The organism is Bacillus sp. FSL L8-0528 (genome assembly GCF_038593085.1).
In the GTDB taxonomy this organism is placed as follows: Bacteria; Bacillota; Bacilli; order Bacillales; family Bacillaceae; genus Bacillus; species Bacillus paralicheniformis.
This window is the reverse complement of the sequence record NZ_CP151961.1, coordinates 1136448-1156045: the sequence shown is the minus strand read 5'-3', so window position 1 is coordinate 1156045 and position 19598 is coordinate 1136448. Positions and strand designations below refer to the sequence as shown.

Sequence of the window (19598 nt, the reverse complement as noted above, 5' to 3'; positions counted from 1 at the left end):
CTGCCGATATTCAATTTTTTTGTATTTTATTCATTTCTTATCATACTATATTTTTCCCCTTATATAAATTAATAGTAATAGTTCATTTTGCACAGTTTTTTTGAATCCCCCACTGTTCCCGCTCCTTTATTAGGTCAAATGACTCTTCAAGAGATGAGAAACCGGGACTGATAAGACAGCAAAAAGCACCCTTGCTGAAAGGGTGCTTTCATACACTGCTGCTTCAATATGAATACGAACTTATATAGGCATAAGCGAGGGTTCCGCTTGATGGATGATAATATTTCCACATCGCATATGAAGAACGCTGATCGAGAACATAAACCATCGATTTGTCTGACCAGGGAGCACTTTTCCGTTTCCTCCAGCTGAGCTGCAGCTCAGTTCTTTTCCGTCTGTGTTTCTTTTCACATATGCATTTGCCTCCAAGCCTGAGGGCGCTGCTTTTCCCAGCGTCATTTTAGCCCATGCTGTTTTGCAGACGTTGCTGAATTTTAAAACCGCGCTCCCGAATTGTTTATTATTTGCATCTATCAGTCTGGCTGTCGCCTTTGTTATGCCGCTTGAAGCGCAATTACAGTGAAGAAGTCATAAGCTTTTACTGACTAATGATCTTTAGCTGCTTTATCTACAGAGGGCAAATTACTTTCATCTATTAAATATGTTGCAATCAATGCGATGACTAACAGAGCTGCCGCAAAATAAAATCCTATATTCATACTTCCTGTATTGTCTGTAAGCCAGCCCGTAATATATGGAGCTAAAATGGAACCTAACATTCCAACAAAGTTGTAGAATCCAAATGCTGTACTTAATGACTGCTTTGGTGCATTATTTGCTACAACAGCAATTAAAACGGGGTTAACGCTAATTTTCCCTACAATTCCATACACAATTAGTGTCATATACAGAATTGGTAAGCTATCAAAGTAAACAATTGCAGCTGTTGATAAAATACCAAATGGCAACATCATGAGCAATACTGGTTTGCGCCGGCCTAACTTATCTGACAGCCAACTAAAAAATAATGAACCTGGAATTGCTGCCCATGGAACAAGTGATGCAACAAAGGCAATATTTCCTCCGGTTAAACCGCGTGCTGTTTCTAAATAGTATGGCAACCAAGTAATAATCATAAAGAATCCGTAAATAGAGCAGAAAATAATAATATATGCCAAAATTAAGTTTCTATTAAATAAAGATGAAAACTTAAACGGTTCAGCGCTCCTTTTAACCTCTTTATCAGTTTTTGGTTTGTCTTTAATTACAATTGCCATTGCGATGCCGATAAGTACAACCGGCACTGCGATGGCAAAAAATGGGGTTCTCCATCCGAATCCCCATTCTCCTACAACATAACTGGAGATATAATAGCCAATTGAAGTACCAAAAGCCATCCCTGCATTAATCACAGCACTGCCTAATGTTAGACGGTTCTTCGGGATAATTTCGGATGATATTCCATATTGCGGCCCATAATATACCCCCTGAGCCATACCAACCATAAGCCATGCAGAGATAAACAGAAAGAATGTGGGCATCATCCCTGTAACTGCTGCAAGCGAGCCAAATAGAATAACACCTGGAACCAACACTCGTTTTTTCCCAATTTTATCTCCTAATATTCCTGCAGGAACATTCATACCAGCATAACCGATGAAAAATATACTCATAATTAAGCCAAGTTGTGCCTTGCTTAATGAAAACGCTGATTCAATATCCCCCATAATGGGGTTTAATATTGTTCGCGTTGCATAAAGAGCCACCCAACCGAAGAAAAATACGATAACAACTTTTACCCAATAGGGAACCAGTGGTTGTTTTCCTTTACCTTCAACTGATCCCGCCTCTTTTGTCATCAAACTTCCTCCTTCAACTTTTAAATGATCCATTATTCCCCACTCATCCTTGACTTTCGATTTAGACTTCATAGATTGTTTCTTTTCGAAATCTGTCTGCGCAGCATTAAGAGAAAGTTTTAAAGTAAATGACACATCAAATGCGGTCGCATCTGGAAAAAGGAGGAATTTTGTCTTTTATCCTCCTTATGAACAACACGGATTGTCTTATTTTGTTATGCGCGTCCCCGCTTTTCCATCTAGCGCAGCTACCGCTTGATCCAATGAACAGATCATTGCCTCTTTACCTGACTTTGCAAATTCTATAGCCGCTTGGATCTTTGGCAGCATACTGCCAGCAGGAAATTGCCCTTCTGCCACATATTGTTCTGCTTCTTCTACTGTTATTCGGCTTAGTTTTTGCTCATTTTCTTTGCCAAAATTGATAAATACATTTGGTACGTCAGTCAACATCATGAAAACATCGGCATTTACTTGTTGTGCAAGCTTTAATCCTGAACGATCTTTGTCTATTACTGCTTCAAGTCCGTGTAATAGACCGCTGTCGTCACGATATACAGGTATACCGCCGCCAGAGGAGATAACAATCGTTTCATCAATTAAACGCCGAATCTCTTCTATCCCATGGATCACTTTCGGTTCCGGGGAAGGCACAACTCGTCTGTAGCCTCGCCCTGCATCTTCTGACATCGTAAACCCTTTCTCTTCTAATTGCTTCGCCTCTTCCTCTGAATAAAATACTCCTATTGGTTTCGTTGGTTTTTCAAATGCTTTGTCATCCTTGTCAACTTCAACCATTGTTAGAAATGTAGCTACATTCGCAGCAATGCCCCGTTCTTTAATATGGTTTTTTAAAGATTTCTCCAGCATATAACCAATGAATCCCTGTGATTCTGCGTTACAGGCATAGATTGGCAGTGGTTCAACAACATTTTTGGCAGCTTCGTTTTGAGCAATAATATTCCCCACTTGCGGACCATTGCCATGTGTAATCACAATTTTATGTCCTGCTTCTTTTATTTCAATCATATGACGTGTTGCAGAGATTACATTTTTGAGTTGATTGGCATAAGTTGCTTCTTGTTTTGGCTGTAAAATTGCATTACCTCCTAGTGCCAGTACTACTCTTTTCCCCATTTCTTTCACTCCTCTGTTAAAGCCATATAAATTCCGTATAAAGTATCCATCCCAGAAGAAGAACCTACTTTTATAAGGCTTTTCATACTTTTTAAAGATGGATCATGTTGTAATCTTGTAATTTTCGAACTAAATAAACCTTCTATAGCACAAGTTAAAAAGCGCGTGCTAACAAGTGTTGTTAAGGGTTTTTTGATTAAATTCCCTAATGTTTCAAGGTGTTTTTGTGCGATAAAAGAGTTGATAAAATGTCCATATAATATACCGACCAGTATATCGTCACCTGTTGGCGTTAAACCTTGGCCTCGTCCGATAAAGTAACGAAACTCCTCTTCCAAATTTTCTGTTGGATCGTGTAATTTTTTTATCAAGTCCGACACATGAGCTGTTTCAAAATCAGTAGATTCATACGATTTAAATGAAATTTGTTTCACGTTTTCTTTTAATTTATTGATGTTTGCATGTTTAAAATCCGTATATAACGGAAGTATTTTCGCATTAAAATTGAGTTTAAAACAGTTGTGGGAAAGATGGTTATTGCGAACGTGTAATGAATCTCCCACCTCAAGACCTGCTTTTAAAGTTTGCTTCGTTTGTGAGCCAAGCAAAATTCCAAATGGAAAGGTCCCATTTTCATTTGTGCCGATAAATATCAATTCATCATTCTGATCAACAATATTTAAACCTTTTTCAAAAATGCTGTGCACAGTAAACGTTTTTCCCTCAATTAATAGCTGAAGTGCGATTGAACCAATCGCACTTGCCTGTAAAATCATCCTTGAAAACCTAGTTTTTCAGCATATGCTGTGATTGCTTTCTCAAAACATTCAATTGGAGGATGAACTGTACCAGCACCAATTTGCCCATAGCCCGCAATTTTATGTGCAATACCTGTGTTGATTACCGGCGTGATGCCTGTTTCAACAACTTTACGTGCATCAATACCTAAACACGCACCTTTGAAGTTCCACGTCGGAATAACAAAGTTCGGATTTTCTCCAACACAGATTTCAGTCATTTGATTGCTTGTTTCAAGCGCATCATTAAATCCGCCTGTTCCAACAAAACGTGTTACTGCAGGGGCAGCAATCATTGCTATGCCGCCAACACCAATTGTTTCTGTAATCGCTGAATCTCCGATATCTGTGTTTGCATCTTCCGCTGAGTAGCCGGTAAAATATAACCCTTGCGGTGTATGAACAGGTGCTGTAAACCACTCATCTCCCATACCTGCAATACGGATGCCAAAGTTTTCACCGTTTCGGCACATTGCGGTAACGACTGTACCATGTTTGATTGTACGCGCTGCATCCATCATTGCTTTTCCTGTCGCCATGGCAATGTTTAAGAAAAATTGGTCTGTATCAGCTAAAAATTGGATCACTTCTGTACTTTGTTCGTTTTCAACATCATCTAATGCTGCAATTACTGGAGCAACTTCTTTTAAAAACACCAATGACGCTGCAATATTGCGCTGGTGAAATTCATCCCCCATTGCAATAGCTTTAGCAATCAATACATTAACGTTTAAGCCTCCATCAATTTTTCTTAATGCCTTACTTAACACCGGACCCAACACATCTTTCATCCAGTGCAGGCGATTGATTACCTGCTCATGATAAGCACCGAAGCGTAATACTGCACCGATGCCTTCGTTCATTTGACAGTACGCCTCGTTGCCGCTCTCTTTGTTAATCACAACAAGAACCGGCATATTAGGTGATGTAATGCCTCCCATTGGTCCAACTGCATTCACATGATGACATGGAATAAATGTAATCTTATTGTTTTCAAGCAGTTCACGCGCTCCCTCTTCATCTTCTGCCCATCCTTCAAAAAGAATCGCTCCAACACAAGAGCCTTGCATAGGATCTGTCATATTTTCATATTTAATTGGAGGCCCGGCATGTAATAACACATAATCTTCTAATTCAGGAATCACAGACTTGGCAGGTACAACATCCGTTAAGAATGGTTCAGCTGCTATGATCTTCTGGATAACAGCTTCGTTCGCTTCATTTATTGTTTTGTACCCCATTAGATTGTCTCTCCTTCATAGTAGTTTAGAAATTGAAGTACTTTCATTAACTTTTCATCACCGCCAGCAATTGGACGCCAGTTAAATTGAACACACTCTGATCCGCTGTTCTGAACAGCTGCTGTAAAACTTTTCAGCCCAATATTGATGACACTTGGTTTCGTATTGATTAAGGACACAATTTTTTCGTCTACTGTTAAGTCTTCTTGGGTATGATCAAATTTTTGTATATCAAGGACTGGCTGTTCCACTTTTCCTCCTGCCAGTTTAATCGCTGTACGAACCATTTGGTCGTTCGTCTCACAAATGATTGCACCACTTTCTTTTAAGGTTTCAATTTGCTTTTCATAACCTTGAGGGTCTTTATCTGTACCTACAACTGTTACAAGTACTGCAAGTTCGCGGCCTCCCTGATGTGCATTGGCTAAAATACGTTTAATAGCCGGTGCTAATTCACTTGCCATATCATCATGACTGCCATAGCCAATGACGTTATCAATCATGATGACTGCTGTTTCAGGATCGTTTCCAGATGTTTCAAGCATTTCGATGCGCTTTTCAGGATCAATCATCGGGTGCGGCTTCCCTTGGGTATACATATCATCGCCTAAGTCAATAATTTCATGATGTTTTGTTTTTAGGATATAGGCTTCTTTCTTCTCTTCAAGTACTTCCTCTTTGAATGCCTCTTTCAATAACATAGCTGCTTCAGATGCCAAAGTACCGCCTGAGTAATAACCTTTAATACCAACTTGTGAATCTTTTAACGACACGTTTACATCTTCAGCCACTGTCGGTTTAAAATTCGGTTTGTCACCATTGGATAATTGAACAGATACAACCGCTGCTTCTTCAAGTGTATACGCATGATAAATACTTTCTTCCTGATAAGTTGGTTTATCTCCTAAAAATAATGTAACAACCGGTTTTTCAATATTTCTTAATACGTTTAATACTTTTTGCTGCACTTCCTCTGCAGGTGGTTTGGAAATTACTGTAATCACTTTTACTTTTGGATCTTGATTCAATGCTTTGATACTATCTAAAACCGTGATAGCACCAACCTCTGTTGATAAATCCCGACCACCTGTACCAATTGCGTTTGTTACACCTTTACCATAACGGTCAATGATGCTTGTCACTTCCTGAATCCCTGTACCTGATGCACCCACAACGCCAATATCTCCTTCATTCACGATATTTGTAAATGCAAGTGGCACACCATGAATAATTCCGGTACCGCAGTCTGGTCCCATTACTAATAATCCTTTTTCATGCGCCTTTTGTTTCAACTTAACCTCATCTTCTTTAGATACATTGTCGCTGAATACAAATACATGTAACCCTTCATTCAATGCATTTTCCGCTTCCATTGCTGCATACTGACCAGGAATTGAGATCAATGCCAAATTAGGGTTGTTCGCAAGCTCCATTGCACGCTTCCAATTATGTGCTTCTTGGTCTTTAGATGTGTCTTGTGAAGCGGAATCACCTTTTAAAGCTGCTTCTACTTCTTCTTTCACTTCCGACACTTTTTCTTCTTGATTTGTATCTATAACGATAACGATGTCATTTGGGTTTGCTTTTTCCAATTCATCTGTGCCCAAACCCGAAGATTTAAAAATATCTTTGTTAGCTGGTGTTCCCATCATGATCGATACTTTGTTTACACCATCTATTGCAGATAACTTGTTTGATAAAAGCATTAACACGATAGAATCTTGATAGGTGTTTTCTTTTATAATTGTGTATAACATAATGATCCTCCATTTTGTTATTCTGCAAATCTATTCTTTCCATGATAGCGATTGTAATGAACATCGCCTGAAACGAGGTAGTTATAAATATCGTCTACAATTTCAATTCCTTCTTTATCATATTTGGCACTTCTTAATTTACCGCGCTCACCCGGATAATAAATTTCTCCATAGCCTTCTGCTGCCGGTTGTGCTTTTAATTCATCGAGCATCGTCGAAATCTGTTGTTTAAAAGCAGTTAAATCTGTGAAGTATGCTGGATTGATAACAATATGAATTTGCCCTAAATCGCGGCCTTTTGTCAGGTCTTGATACATGGAGGATACATGTACGCCATGAGGTAATCCCAGAAGACTGCCCGATAAAATATCCACCATCATCATCAATCCATAACCTTTTGGACCAGCAATTGGCACAAGTGCATGAACATCTCTTGCATTCGTTGTTGGTGCACCGGCTGCATCTACTGCCCATGTTTCCGGGATCGATTCATTTTTACTTCTTGCATCCAATACTTTTCCCCATGCCTGAACAGTTGTCGCCATATCAAATGTGATCATGCGTTCATCAGCCGATGGTGCGCTAAAAGCAATTGGATTGGTGCCAAAGTATGGTTCTGTTCCTCCAAACGGTACGACCATTGGATCTGATTGGCACATGCTTAAAGCAACCATGTCCTGTTCTGCTGCCATTTCAACAAAGTAACCCAATGCACCACTATGCGAAATATTCTTCATGCCTACAACAGCAACACCTGAATTTTTTGCCATTTCGATTGCTTTTTCCATCGCTTGTTTTGCTGCTTGGTGACCTGGACCATTATCTCCGCTAAAGACGGCGGATGCAGGTCCTGTTTGTTCAAATGTGTAGTTTGGGTTTGCTGTAATACCGCCTTTTGCGATTCGTTCGGCATAGTATTCCACACGTACTGCACCATGGGAATGGATCCCTCTATGATCGGCGAATGTCAATACATCTGAAACATCGTGTGCGGCTCCTTCGTTTAATCCAGCTTTGATCAGCTTCTGTTTGATTAAATGAAACAGCTCCTGCTTAGATACGCGCATCTGCTTCCCCCTTCATTACATGATTAGTAAATTTTGTCTGACTCTAAATAATCTAAAATTTCCTTTGTAACTGGGATACCTGTTTTTTTATACTGTTTCATCACATCTATTTGAATTTCACCGGGATAATACACTTTGTTAAATCCTTCAGCAGGTGGGTTGTCATGTAATTCTTCAACCATTTGAGATATTTTTTCCAGGAATTGCTCCTTCCCACCAAAGTATTCAGGATTGATTACGAGATGAAGCTGCCCTAATCGACGGTACTCCGATAAATCTTTATACATAGAAGTGACATGCTTGCCAAATGGCAAGCCGAGCAAACTCCCCGATAAAATATCAACCATCATCGCTAACCCGTATCCTTTAGGCCCAGCCATTGGTAATAATGCATTTACCTTAAACGGGTCTGTTGTTGGCGCTCCATTTTTATCCACTGCCCATGAGTCTGGGATAGATTTGTTTTTACTTCTTGCATCTAAGATTTTCCCCCAGGCTTGTACCGTTGTTGCCATATCAAAAAGGATTGGACTACCGTCTTTTCTAGGCGCACTAAAAGCAATTGGGTTGGTGCCAAAGTATGGTTCGGTGCCGCCAAATGGCACGACCATGGGATCAGATTGACATACTGTTAATGCCGCCATACCTTCTAATGCTGCTTGATGTGCATAATAACCAATAGCACCGCTGTGTCCCATTTCTTTAACACCGACAACACCGATCCCTGATGTTTTTGCTAATTCGATTGCCTTTTTCATTGCTTGATAACTCACATAATGCCCTAATGCATTATCTCCGTGATAAATCCCCGATGCAGGGCCCGTTTTTTCGAAGCTTAAGTTTGGTTTCAGGTTATATCCACCTTTTAATGCACGTTCGGAATAGTATTGCATTCTTACTGCACCATGTGAGTGAACACCTCGTTCATCTGCAAAAATGAGTAAATCAGCTGTTTTATCCGCTTGTTCTTCAGGTAAACCTGCTTTCACTAATTTATCTTTCATTAGCTGCCGGAGACGATTACGTTCTACATACACTAATGGTTCACTCATTAAAATTGCCCCTCTTTATAGATTAATATCTCTATTCGCATCCTTAGAATAAATATACGAGAATGGTTCATCCAAACCAATTGCATAGGTTGCTTGCGGCGTATAAGCTCCCATAAAAATATAGTCACCTTTGTCAACTGGCATCCACTCGTTGTCCAAGTTGTAAACACCTCGTCCACTTAATATATAGGCACCGTGTTCTTGAACGTGCGTTTCAATGTAACCATGCGAAGCACCTGGCTCGAATGAAAGAATATGAATGTTCATGTCATATGCGATTTCTTTTGGCAGTAAATCTTGAATTAATACTTCTTTCATACCTTCATAGGCTTCTTGTTTAATGTTATTCACATTACCTGCAACGATTTCTGGTGTATGTCCTTCAAGCGGCTGATAGCGCTTTTTGTATAAAAACAAACGGCTGTCCTCACCATTATTATTATTTTCAAATGTCAATTGTAAGTGTGGAGGCACATATAAGAATCCGCCTTTTGCTAATTCGTATTTTTCACCATCCGCAAAAGCGTTGATTTTACCATATTCAACGTACACAAATGATTGGATACCATCACCGGCAAAACCTGTTTTGTTTCCGCCCTTGTTTTTAACTGTTACCAAATAATCTACAAACCTTGCACCTAAACGCGGGGATCCTAAAATCGTTACATCACAATCTTCAAAGCCAGGTACAACATTATTAACCAAGCCATCAGGTGTGATTACCGCATAATTATCCTTTTTTATTACTGAACGTGTTTCTAATAAACCTTCTCTGTATCCTTGATTATGATTTAAGTAACTCATGAGTATCTGGCTCCTTTTCATTATTATTCCTTATAAGCTAGTTCAAACAATACATCTTTCAATACTTCAATCCCCTTCACAAGGTCTTCTATCTTCGTTTCTTCATTGGTATTGTGGCTAATTCCGCCAATAGAAGGTACAAACAGCATTGCTGTTGGGACAAAATCCGCAAAAATTTGCGCATCATGACCTGCACCAGATGGCATCAATTTATAGCTGTCCCCCACATTGGCCTTAGCTGCTTGTTCAATTATTTTAATGATTTCTTTATCCATCAATGACGGTGCTTCATCCATCCATAAATTAATGTCATAAGTCATGTTGTTTGTTTCTGCAACCGCTTTAACTTTATCTTCAATTTCTTTCGCAAAATTATTTAATAGTTGTTGATCAATATGACGACAGTCTATCGAAAAAGTAATTTCTCCAGGGACGACATTTACCGTGTTTGGAACAGGAGTGACATGTCCAAACGTTAATACAAGAGGCTCCCCAATTTCTCTAGCTCGTTTCGTTAAGTCTGTTACAATTTCACTATATGCAACAACTGTATCCCTTCGTAATGACATCGGTGTCGTGCCAGCGTGATTTGCTTCACCTTTCAAGTTAATTGTGTAACGTTTTTGGCCAACAATCCCAGTTACAAACCTATCGCTTTATTTTCCGCCTCTAATACTTTCCCTTGTTCGATATGTACTTCAACAAATGCTTTAATATCGTCACGAACATGATCTGTTTTACGGTAATCAAAACCCGATTCGTGCATTGCATCTTCAAATTTAATTCCATCAGCATCTTCTATTGTTTCAACATCCGATTTTTTGGCTAAGTTAAAGAAGTTTTTACTTCCCCAAAATGTATATGGGAATCGGCTTCCTTCTTCTTCTGCGAGAGATAGTACTTCTATTGTTCGTAATGGTTGACCATGTTTTTCTTTTAAATATTTCACAGCAACCAATGCAGATAAGATACCGAATTGTCCATCCAGATGACCGCCTTCTACAACTGTATCGATATGTGATCCTGTTAAAATAGTTTCTTCAGGATACTTACTTCCAACAAGGCGACCAGATAAGTTTCCAACATCATCAAAGCTTACTTCTAAACCTTCTTCCTTGAATGTCGCTTCCAGTTCGCGAACTGCAGCAATCCATTCAGGAGAGTATAACAGACGCGTAATACCCCCTTGTTCTAAACCGCCAAAACTTGTGAATTTCTTATCCAACGTTTCAAAGGTTGATCGAATATCTATTTTTTTCTCCTCCTTTCTCTATTTACTTTCATCATAGAACCCTGTTTACGACCATTCATTGACATAACCAACAATAATAGAAAAGCATTTTATGCACTTTTAACAAAGACACCTTTTAATCAATTTACGGTATCTAAATAATGGGCTAATGCCAGAGATAAAAAGAAACTGTTGGCTTTCGATTACATAAAAACTCAAAAAATAACAAATTAAATTTGCATCGAATTTCTCCTAAAGAAAATCACAGATCGCTCGCTTAAAAATTTATAGATGGGAGCGACACATCTCTCCTACCCATTAATAAATAAGGTGCAAATAAAAAAACTTCCCTATAAATCAATAAAAAACATTGATTTATAGGGTAGTTTAAAATGATATGCCAAGAGTCAGAATACATACGAGCAGCAGCAATTCTAAGCTGTTAGTGTATATTGGAAATTTTTTACTCGTTTTAATTTGATTAACAGCTGCTGCTGTAATAGCGAGAGATTGCGGTGAAGTCACTTTACCATGCTCACTTCAGCTGTATAGCCGCCATAAGAAATGCTGATGACACACTGATTTGCGAGTGTAACACAATCTCAGGTCGCCTTCACATCTTCCTATGCCTCAAATTCCTGACGGGATGGCTATTCCGTCACTTAAGGAATAAATCTTCCTACTTTTTCATTTGAAATTCCTTTTTCTTTATCATAGATTTCGACACCGCGAAGGATTGTTTTCACTACCTGAGCACCAATTTTGCGGCCAATATACGGACTAATTTTGTGTCGATATGCTAAGTCCTCAGCTTTTAATTCATAAGGTGCATCTTTCTTAATAAATACGAAATCCGCATCTTTCCCTACTGCAATACTGCCTTTTGATGCGAGATTAAAACGTTTCGCAGGGTTTGTAGCAATAATGGCTGCAAATTTGGATAATGGCATATTACGTTTTTGCACACCTTCATCAAATAATACATCGACATTATTTTGTAAACCTGCGATACCTCCCCAAGCTTCAAATGCATTATCCGTAGCTTTTAAGTCCGGGGTACATGGTGAATGGTCTGATGTTACGAATGAAATATCTCCGTTTAATACCCGATTCCACATGCCTTCTAAGCGTGATTGCTCACGGATTGGCGGAGAGCATTTTACAACCGGTCCGATATTATCTAGTTCTTCTTTATAGAAATATAAATAGTGTGTACATGTTTCGCATGTAATATCGACCCCTTCCTGTTGTGCTTTGACAATTTCGTCTACGCCCTCTTCACAAGCTATATGAACGATGTGTACACGACATCCCGTTTCTTTCGCAAATAGAATAATTTTTCTAATCGGTTCTACTTCAGTAAATACGGGTCGAGAATCTACATAAGCACGCAATGAAGTTTCCCCATTTTTAGATGCTATTTCCCCTAACTTATCGGTAATTGCGGCATTTTCAGCGTGTATAGATAATATTTTGCCTGTCTTCGCAATTTGTTTCATGCCTTCGTAGAGGGAATAGTCATCTACGTTCATGAAATCTCCTTCTATAGAACGGTCGCCACATGTTGCTAAAAAACATTTATATGCAACAACACCATTGCTATCTAATTCTTGAATACCCCCATCTAAGTTAAATGGTACTAAACCGCCGTAACTCGCAACGTCTACTGATAATTTTCCTTTTCCGGCTTTAAATTTTTCTTGAATAGATTCCTCATCTACCGTTGCTGGCACTTGATTTAATGGCATTTCAATAAACGTCGTTACACCGCCTTTTGCAGCGGCACGTGTTCCTGTGTCATAGCCCTCCCATTCATCACGATAGCCGCCGCCCGGCTCTGTGATATGCACATGTGCATCAATCATACCTGGAGATACAATAGATCCTTTTGCATCGATAATTTTTGCACTTGTACCCAAATCCTTACCGATTGCTGCGATTTTGCCATCTTTGATCCCTACTTCGACTTCTTGTTCACCATTTTCTAGAATGACTAATCCATTTTTGATAATTGAATCAAAATTCATCAAAATCATCCTCCTCTTTTTTAAGCTGCAAGAATAATATTACTTGCTGCATTGATAGAGATTTCTGTAAATAGAAGTACACCTGTAGCAAGGAAACCGCAAATATATATCCTATTGATTAACAACATTCAGTATATTCCGTCCTTGTTGACCCAATAGAGCATCCAATTAAAATGGTTACAGTTGAAAACGCAAATAAAACGTGAGCAGCAACAATACCGGAAACTTGTCCAATAATTTATGTTTTTGCTGATTTTATTTGTGTGGAGCCGGAACCACTCAATAAAGCTTGTGAACCAGCAAATGTCTGCAATCAAACCGAGGAGATCCAATCCGCAGCACCACGTAATACACCTTGCAGTTAGCACCTATATCACCATAGGTATATCTTAAATGCATATGTTTTGAACCCTTGTATCCGTTTACGGCGAGTCTTAAGACTATCTAAGAAGGAACTTATAATAAGGGATACCATTAATTTTAGCGGTAATGATCCCAGTTTTAAAAAGACCACCAACGGCTATATCATTCTGAATATTACGCCCTGCTCCCACTGCAACGTTAAATGAGGATGAATTTCTTTGTTCAAGTGATCTTCGGCATGATATCTTTATAATAACCACACTTTTCAAAAAACGAAGAATCATGATGAATATCTTGATTTTGTTCAAGCATAATGATTCTCCTTTAATATTTTTAACTAAAGGATTATACGTATAATAACCTTCAAAAACAGTGTACTATCAGATTGAAAAGTTATCCTTGTAATATCTTACATATTTCATTTTTATTTTATCTTTTTCTAACAAAGATAAGGAGGCAGCCTTTATGACAACATTAAAAGAAATATTATCTGTACTGCAATTTTCAGATTTAACATTGCTGAATGAGCAGGGCGATTTGGAACGAGTGGTAGAAATGGTTGATATTACAGAAACGCCTGATATTAAAAATTTTACAACGCCGCACTCACTTATCGTCACAACAGGAATGAGCTATCAGGATGATCAATCCGGACTAATCAATCTTATTAGAGAGTTAAATGATATACAAGTTGCTGGTCTAGGTATCAAGCTATCCCGATTTTTAAAAAAATTAGATGATGAGGTTATTGCATTTGCAAATAAATTAAAATTCCCAATTATTGAAATTCCGGAAAGTTGGAATTTGGGATCCATTACTCATCATATATCTTCATTTATCTTGGATGAAGAAACAGAAAAATTACACTTCGCATTAGATATCCAACAAGAGTTAAATGCTATGCTAATGCAAGGGTTTAGCCTGAACATGATGATTGAACGTTTAAGTAGACTCATAAAGGTTCCTGTAATGCTGCTAAATTCTTTTCATCAAGTTGAATCATCGAGTCATCACTTTCATCAAAACTCAGAACATGTTCAAAAAAACCTTAATTATTTCAGAAGATATTTAAATTCAGAGCAAACCGAACCAAATCATAATGGTGTTTTCCAGGAAGAATATGCTGTATTTAAGGTTCCTGCATTTAAATATTTTCCGTATTATCTTATGATTTCAAATGTTAATTTGCTCAACTATCCGATTAGTTTATTAACAATAGAACAGGCAGTGAACACACTTAGTCTCGCTATTTATAAAAATAGTAAAATCAAGGAAGCAGAGCAGCAGGACGTGAACCATTTTTTCACAACACTTATGTCCGAACATCCTGACAACCTTGTTTCACTAGCACAACACACTGATCTTTTAAAAAAATATCACATTCAACCTTCTACATTCTATCAAGTGATTATTTGCGGGATTGACAAAGAAAAGAATGTAGAAAATAGCGCCTACTTAAATGAGCGATATCAGATGACTTTTGAGTGGCTGACGCATAAGTTTACTGGAATTGACCCTTCCATTAGCATATATATGTCTCAGGGAGAACGCAGATTTACGATACTTCTGCAAAGAAGACATCATTATTATTTGGAATACTGCAGATATATCCAAAAAGAGTATCAGCTATTTTTTAATAGCTCCCTTTCATTTGGCATTGGTAATGAGGTTTCCGAGCTTTCACAATTGCCACTGTCTTTTTTCGAAGCGAATGAGGCTTATGATAATAAATATGAACAAGGCGAAATGGAATTTATAGAGCCCTACAAATCCAAAAGCGTAGAAGAATTATTACAACTCATTCCAACGAATAAATTAAAGCCATTTATCATTTATACACTCGGTCCTTTAGCCTATCCTCAGACAACGAAGGAAAAAGAACTAAGATTCACATTAAGTGTCTATATGGCAAACCAATGTGATCTTACAAAAACCTCAGAAGATATTTTTATTCACCGTAATACTGTGAAATATCGTATTAAAAAATGCGAAGAAATATTAGGTCAATCTGTAGAGTCTCCTGATACATCACTGAGCATTCGTTTGGCGTTATTTGCTTCAGAGAAAATATCGTTGTGAATACAAAGGAGCACCACTGGAAGTTCTCTTAGTTAGCTGCTGTTTTATTCTGTCTTAACATAACCACAAGGAAAAATAGCAACGCTGCTGCTGCAAGAAGAATGGTTGCAATATAGAATGCTAATACTCGCGAGCCGGTTACATCACCAATATAACCAGTAAGTGTTGGTGCAATAACAGATGAACTCATTCCAAAGAAGTTAAAGAGAGTTAATGCTCTGGCAACTCTGTCTCCTGATACGGAATCAGATACATAGGTTATTAAAACTGGATCAATCGCAAGTTTACCTAATAAGCCATATAAAATTAACGCAATATACAGTACTGCAGGATTTGGTGCAAACACTGTCAAACTAATTGTTACTGCTGCTGCAATTAATAAAAATAAAATTAAACGCAGACGCAAATGTGCATTTTTGTCTATATATTTAGTAAATATCAAAGCACCAGGCACTGCAGTGACCGCAACTAGTGCAGCTACATATCCTACTGAACCTTGAGCAAATCCTTTTTCTGCTACAAGAAAGGACGGCAACCAAGTTACAATCATATAATAGCCATAGCATGTTGCAAAATATACAAAATATACAACTAATTGTCTTGGAGAAAATAAGCTTTCATTTTGAATATCTGTGCTTTGTACAGTGTCTTTCTTCTCTTCAGCCACTTCCTTATCTGATGTTTTATCTTGTTTAATAAACAGCACAAACACAAATGTTACAGCTACGATAACGATAGCTGTTATAAAAAGCATATAATTCCATTGAATTTCAAAACCGCCTACTAAAACCGATGATCCGATTAGTCCAATTACCATCCCTAATGCTGAACCGCTATTTATAATCGCATTGGAAAAGCTTTTTTTATCTTTTGGCGTATGTTTAGCTGATAAGGAAAAGGCTGCACCGTAATATGAACCAGTCGAAATACCAGCCAATAACGAACCAATGTATACTTGCATGATAGTTGAACTTGTGCCAATCACAAATGTAGCCAGCGCAAAAACGATAAATGCAGGAATTAACACCTTTTTTTGTCCAAATTTATCGACAAGTGCTCCTGATGGAATTTGCATACCCGTATATGCAAAGAAATAAATAGAAGCAACCAACCCTATTTGCGTGTCACTAATATTCCCTAATGATTCTTGAATCTGCGGATATATTGGCGTAAGTATTGTACGATAAATCCAAATAGCGACCCACCCTAAACACAATGCAATAATTATCTTTTTGTAATAATTGGGGTCATGTTTAATTGTTTTTTCCACGGTATGACACGCTCCCTTTTTATTATTTAATTAAATTGTAGGTTATAAGCCAGTCAATAACATTGTTCACTTTCAACAAAAACAAAAGTAACATTATACATTTTAGACAAAAGGTGTATGCTTAAAAATACATCAAGAGAAGCTAGTCTTATTTTTTCCAGTTCTCTCATTTCTATAAAAGTAATAATGATTAACATATTATTTTACAAGCAAAACACTTAAGAGCTGTTCAATAAATGACAGGTAAAAAGATGGCTCTTTTTTAAAACAAACCTGGGAGTGCCCAATTTATTAAAAAAAGCACTTCCCAAATAAATAGAAAGGCTCCACAAACGTTGATATAGCAGTGTTCTTAACATTTCAAGAACTGAGGTGCACGACGAGCGCCCTTAAGACCGGCTTTCTTTCTCTTTGAAAATTCAAAAACTCTCCGATATATATAGCGAATGCCGCTAAATAAGGAGGAGAGCCGGATGAAAAAGTTATGGAAAATCGCGGTGTCCGCTGCAATGTTCGTCGGTTTTTTCGCAAATTCACCCCGCATTCAAGCGGAAAGCAATAAGCAGGAAAACGAAGTCATTGTCATATATAAAAATGCCAGCGGAAAAGAAAACGTCATCGAACAAGCAGACACAATAGAACACGTTTACCGGCACATTCCCGCAGCCGCTGTCACTGCGGACGACAAAACTGTGCGGGAACTTGAACAAGATCCCGATGTCCTGTATGTCGAAGACAACCTCCCGGTAGCTGCTGCCGACAGCACCGCTCTAAAAGCTGTCTCCAGCAGTACAGCGCAAACCGCCTCCGCGTTTTCACAGTGGAACATCAAGCCGATTCAAGCCGCACTGGCTTGGAATAAAGGTTTGACCGGAAAACAGGTGAAAATTGCGGTTATTGACAGCGGGATTTCCCCCCATGAGGAGCTGTCGATCGCAGGCGGTGCATCGATGGTCGGCTATACCGCTTCATACCGTGATGATAACGGCCACGGAACACATGTTGCCGGAATCATCGGAGCAAAGCATAACGGACGGGGGATCGACGGCATCGCGCCCGGCGCGCAGCTGTATACCGTAAAAGCGCTGGACCGGAATGGTACGGGGGATCTGAAAGGCATCTTACAAGGCATCGATTGGTCGATCCAGCACGGAATCGATATCATCAATATGAGCCTCGTCGTTTCAGGCGACAGTCAAGTGCTCCACGATGCAGTAGATAGAGCGTACAAAAGGGGAATGATTTTAGTCGGCGCGAGCGGAAATGCCGGAAACGGAAAATCCGTTTATTACCCGGCCGCCTACAGCAGCGTCATTGCCGTCTCGGCCACCAATGAAAAAAATAAGATCGCCTCATTTTCCAACACCGGCAGCGCCGTCGAGTTTGCCGCTCCCGGCACATCGATTATCAGTACATCTTCCGACCGCGGCTATGCAATCGGAAGCGGCACTTCACAGGCAACGCCGCACGTCGCCGGAATGTTTGCTCTTTTGAAACAGCTGTACCCAACCGCTTCAAATGCTGAGCTGCGCAAGAAAATGCAGATTTATACAAGCGACTTGGGCGCTCCCGGCCGTGATCATTTGTTCGGCTACGGATTAATCCGCTTCAAAGAGATCACACAGCCGTTGGAGAAAGCGCAAAAAGCAGTCGGACAAGCGGAAAAGACAAAGAAAAAAGCGGACATTCAAACCGCGCAAAAAGCGATCGAACCGCTGCCTGCAAACGCCGATAAAACCGCTTTGAAAAAGAGGCTTGATGCTGTTAAAGAGCAGCTTAAAAAGACAGCCGAAAGCAAAGTGAAACTCGCAGAGAAGCAAAAAAAGAAAACCAATGCCGACGCAGCCCAAAAAGCGGTCAATGAACTCGACAGCGGCACTTTCAAAACGAATTTGCAAAAACGGATCAACGCGGTCCGCTCAAGCCTCTTGAACACCGCAAAGCAGGCCGTTGCCAAAGCTGAAAAAGCGGCCACAGACTCAAACCTCGGCAAAGCGCAAAAAGCGATCAATGAGCTGCCTGCCGGAAAAGACAAATCAAATCTGCAAAAAAAGCTGAACACCGCGAAAAAGCAAGCCGCAGCAGCCTATAACAAAAAAGTGGCAGCGGCGAAAGCCAAAGTTAAAACGGCCGAACAAAAGAGAACAAAAAAAACAAAATCGGCAGCGCAATCAGCGGTCAGCAAGCTGAAAGCATCCGCCGAAAAAATGAAGCTGCAAAAACGAATCAATGCGATCAAACTGAAATAGCAAGAAAAAAAGCCCGGAATCCCGGGCTTTTCTTGCGAATACGTCTTTTTTGATCCTGTTCTGCAAATTGACATTTTCGGACACGACATCTGCGAAATCGTATTCCTTTCGGCCGGCCGCTTGCTTTCCGCCGCATTCTCCAATCACTTTTTATTAATTCTTTCCGTCACAATCCCGACGATGTCCCGGTCTGAAACAAAGCCGAAATGGCGGCTGTCAAAGCTGTGGATCCGGTTGTCCCCGAGGACGAAGTACTCGTTTTCAGGCACCTTTTCCTCTCCGGTCACTTCCTTCAGCGTAAAATCCCCTGTCAAGTCCCCTCCGGCAGTGACGGCCTTTAAATCGTCCAGATAAGGCTCTTTGATCTTTTCTTCGTTGATATACAGCTGATCATCTTCATACCGGAGGGTTTCGCCCGGAAGCCCGATCACCCTTTTAATGAATATATCTTTGTCAGGTCCTTTAAACAGCACGATGTCAAATCGGCTGATCGTTTTAAAGTGGTGGGCGAACCTGTTGATCAAAAGTTCGTTGCCCTCCTGAAAGGTCGGATTCATGCTGACGCCTTCTACTTTATATTCAATGAAAACGGCATTTTTGACCTGAATCCCGACGACGATGACAAGCAGCACCCCGGCTATGACCAAAAAACGCTTTTTCAATTC

General features: G+C 39.4%; 14 protein-coding genes and 1 pseudogene. 2 read left to right on the top strand and 13 right to left on the bottom strand.

Annotated features, from left to right (window positions below; genetic code table 11):
- Window positions 1-240 precede the first annotated feature (240 nt).
- The 11 genes and pseudogenes from MHI30_RS05805 to allB form a co-directional block, all read right to left on the bottom strand.
- Window positions 241-534 (bottom strand): DUF2690 domain-containing protein, encoded by a 294-nt coding sequence (locus MHI30_RS05805; RefSeq protein ID WP_241494249.1) that lies wholly within the window; start codon window positions 532-534, stop codon window positions 241-243.
- Window positions 535-605: 71 nt separating this feature from the next.
- Window positions 606-1859: an MFS transporter gene (locus MHI30_RS05800; RefSeq protein WP_154495626.1), complete on the bottom strand. Its 1254-nt coding sequence runs from the start codon at window positions 1857-1859 to the stop codon at window positions 606-608.
- A 207-nt stretch (window positions 1860-2066) separates the two neighbouring features.
- A complete protein-coding gene (gene arcC, locus MHI30_RS05795) occupies window positions 2067-2996 on the bottom strand; it encodes a carbamate kinase (RefSeq protein ID WP_075754872.1) in 930 nt (309 codons plus the stop codon).
- 5 nt (window positions 2997-3001) lie between these two features.
- Window positions 3002-3772, bottom strand: a complete 771-nt coding sequence (locus MHI30_RS05790) for a DUF2877 domain-containing protein (RefSeq protein WP_075754870.1) — start codon at window positions 3770-3772, stop codon at window positions 3002-3004.
- Complete coding sequence (locus MHI30_RS05785) at window positions 3769-5034, bottom strand: DUF1116 domain-containing protein (RefSeq protein WP_075754868.1); 1266 nt, start codon at window positions 5032-5034, stop codon at window positions 3769-3771. Before MHI30_RS05785 ends, MHI30_RS05790 begins: the two co-directional genes overlap by 4 nt.
- Entirely contained in the window at window positions 5034-6791 is a 1758-nt protein-coding gene (locus MHI30_RS05780; protein WP_075754866.1) for an acyl-CoA synthetase FdrA, read from the bottom strand. The genes MHI30_RS05785 and MHI30_RS05780 overlap by 1 nt, the downstream gene beginning before the upstream one ends.
- Window positions 6792-6808: 17 nt before the next feature.
- Complete coding sequence (gene allD / locus MHI30_RS05775) at window positions 6809-7858, bottom strand: ureidoglycolate dehydrogenase (RefSeq protein WP_075754864.1); 1050 nt, start codon at window positions 7856-7858, stop codon at window positions 6809-6811.
- Between the two features lie 23 nt (window positions 7859-7881).
- Complete coding sequence (gene allD / locus MHI30_RS05770; RefSeq protein WP_003180374.1) at window positions 7882-8910, bottom strand: ureidoglycolate dehydrogenase; 1029 nt, start codon at window positions 8908-8910, stop codon at window positions 7882-7884.
- A gap of 15 nt (window positions 8911-8925) precedes the next feature.
- Window positions 8926-9714, bottom strand: coding sequence for a (S)-ureidoglycine aminohydrolase (gene allE, locus MHI30_RS05765; RefSeq protein WP_003180370.1), 789 nt, complete (start codon window positions 9712-9714; stop codon window positions 8926-8928).
- Between the two features lie 23 nt (window positions 9715-9737).
- Window positions 9738-10966: pseudogene (allC, locus tag MHI30_RS05760) on the bottom strand (allantoate deiminase).
- A gap of 641 nt (window positions 10967-11607) precedes the next feature.
- A complete protein-coding gene (allB, locus tag MHI30_RS05755; protein WP_016886145.1) occupies window positions 11608-12972 on the bottom strand; it encodes an allantoinase AllB in 1365 nt (454 codons plus the stop codon).
- A gap of 828 nt (window positions 12973-13800) precedes the next feature.
- Here allB and MHI30_RS05750 point away from each other — a divergent pair.
- Entirely contained in the window at window positions 13801-15414 is a 1614-nt protein-coding gene (locus MHI30_RS05750) for a PucR family transcriptional regulator (RefSeq protein ID WP_003180365.1), read from the top strand.
- Window positions 15415-15442: 28 nt separating this feature from the next.
- Here the strand turns inward: MHI30_RS05750 and MHI30_RS05745 are convergent, their stop codons facing one another.
- Window positions 15443-16684, bottom strand: coding sequence for an MFS transporter (locus tag MHI30_RS05745; RefSeq protein ID WP_003180363.1), 1242 nt, complete (start codon window positions 16682-16684; stop codon window positions 15443-15445).
- 473 nt (window positions 16685-17157) lie between these two features.
- On the opposite strand from MHI30_RS05745, the gene MHI30_RS05740 reads away from it, so the two are divergent.
- A complete protein-coding gene (locus MHI30_RS05740) occupies window positions 17158-18933 on the top strand; it encodes a S8 family peptidase (protein ID WP_075754862.1) in 1776 nt (591 codons plus the stop codon).
- Between the two features lie 143 nt (window positions 18934-19076).
- Here the strand turns inward: MHI30_RS05740 and lepB are convergent, their stop codons facing one another.
- Window positions 19077-19595, bottom strand: a complete 519-nt coding sequence (gene lepB / locus MHI30_RS05735; protein ID WP_075754858.1) for a signal peptidase I — start codon at window positions 19593-19595, stop codon at window positions 19077-19079.
- Between the last annotated feature and the right edge of the window lie 3 nt (window positions 19596-19598).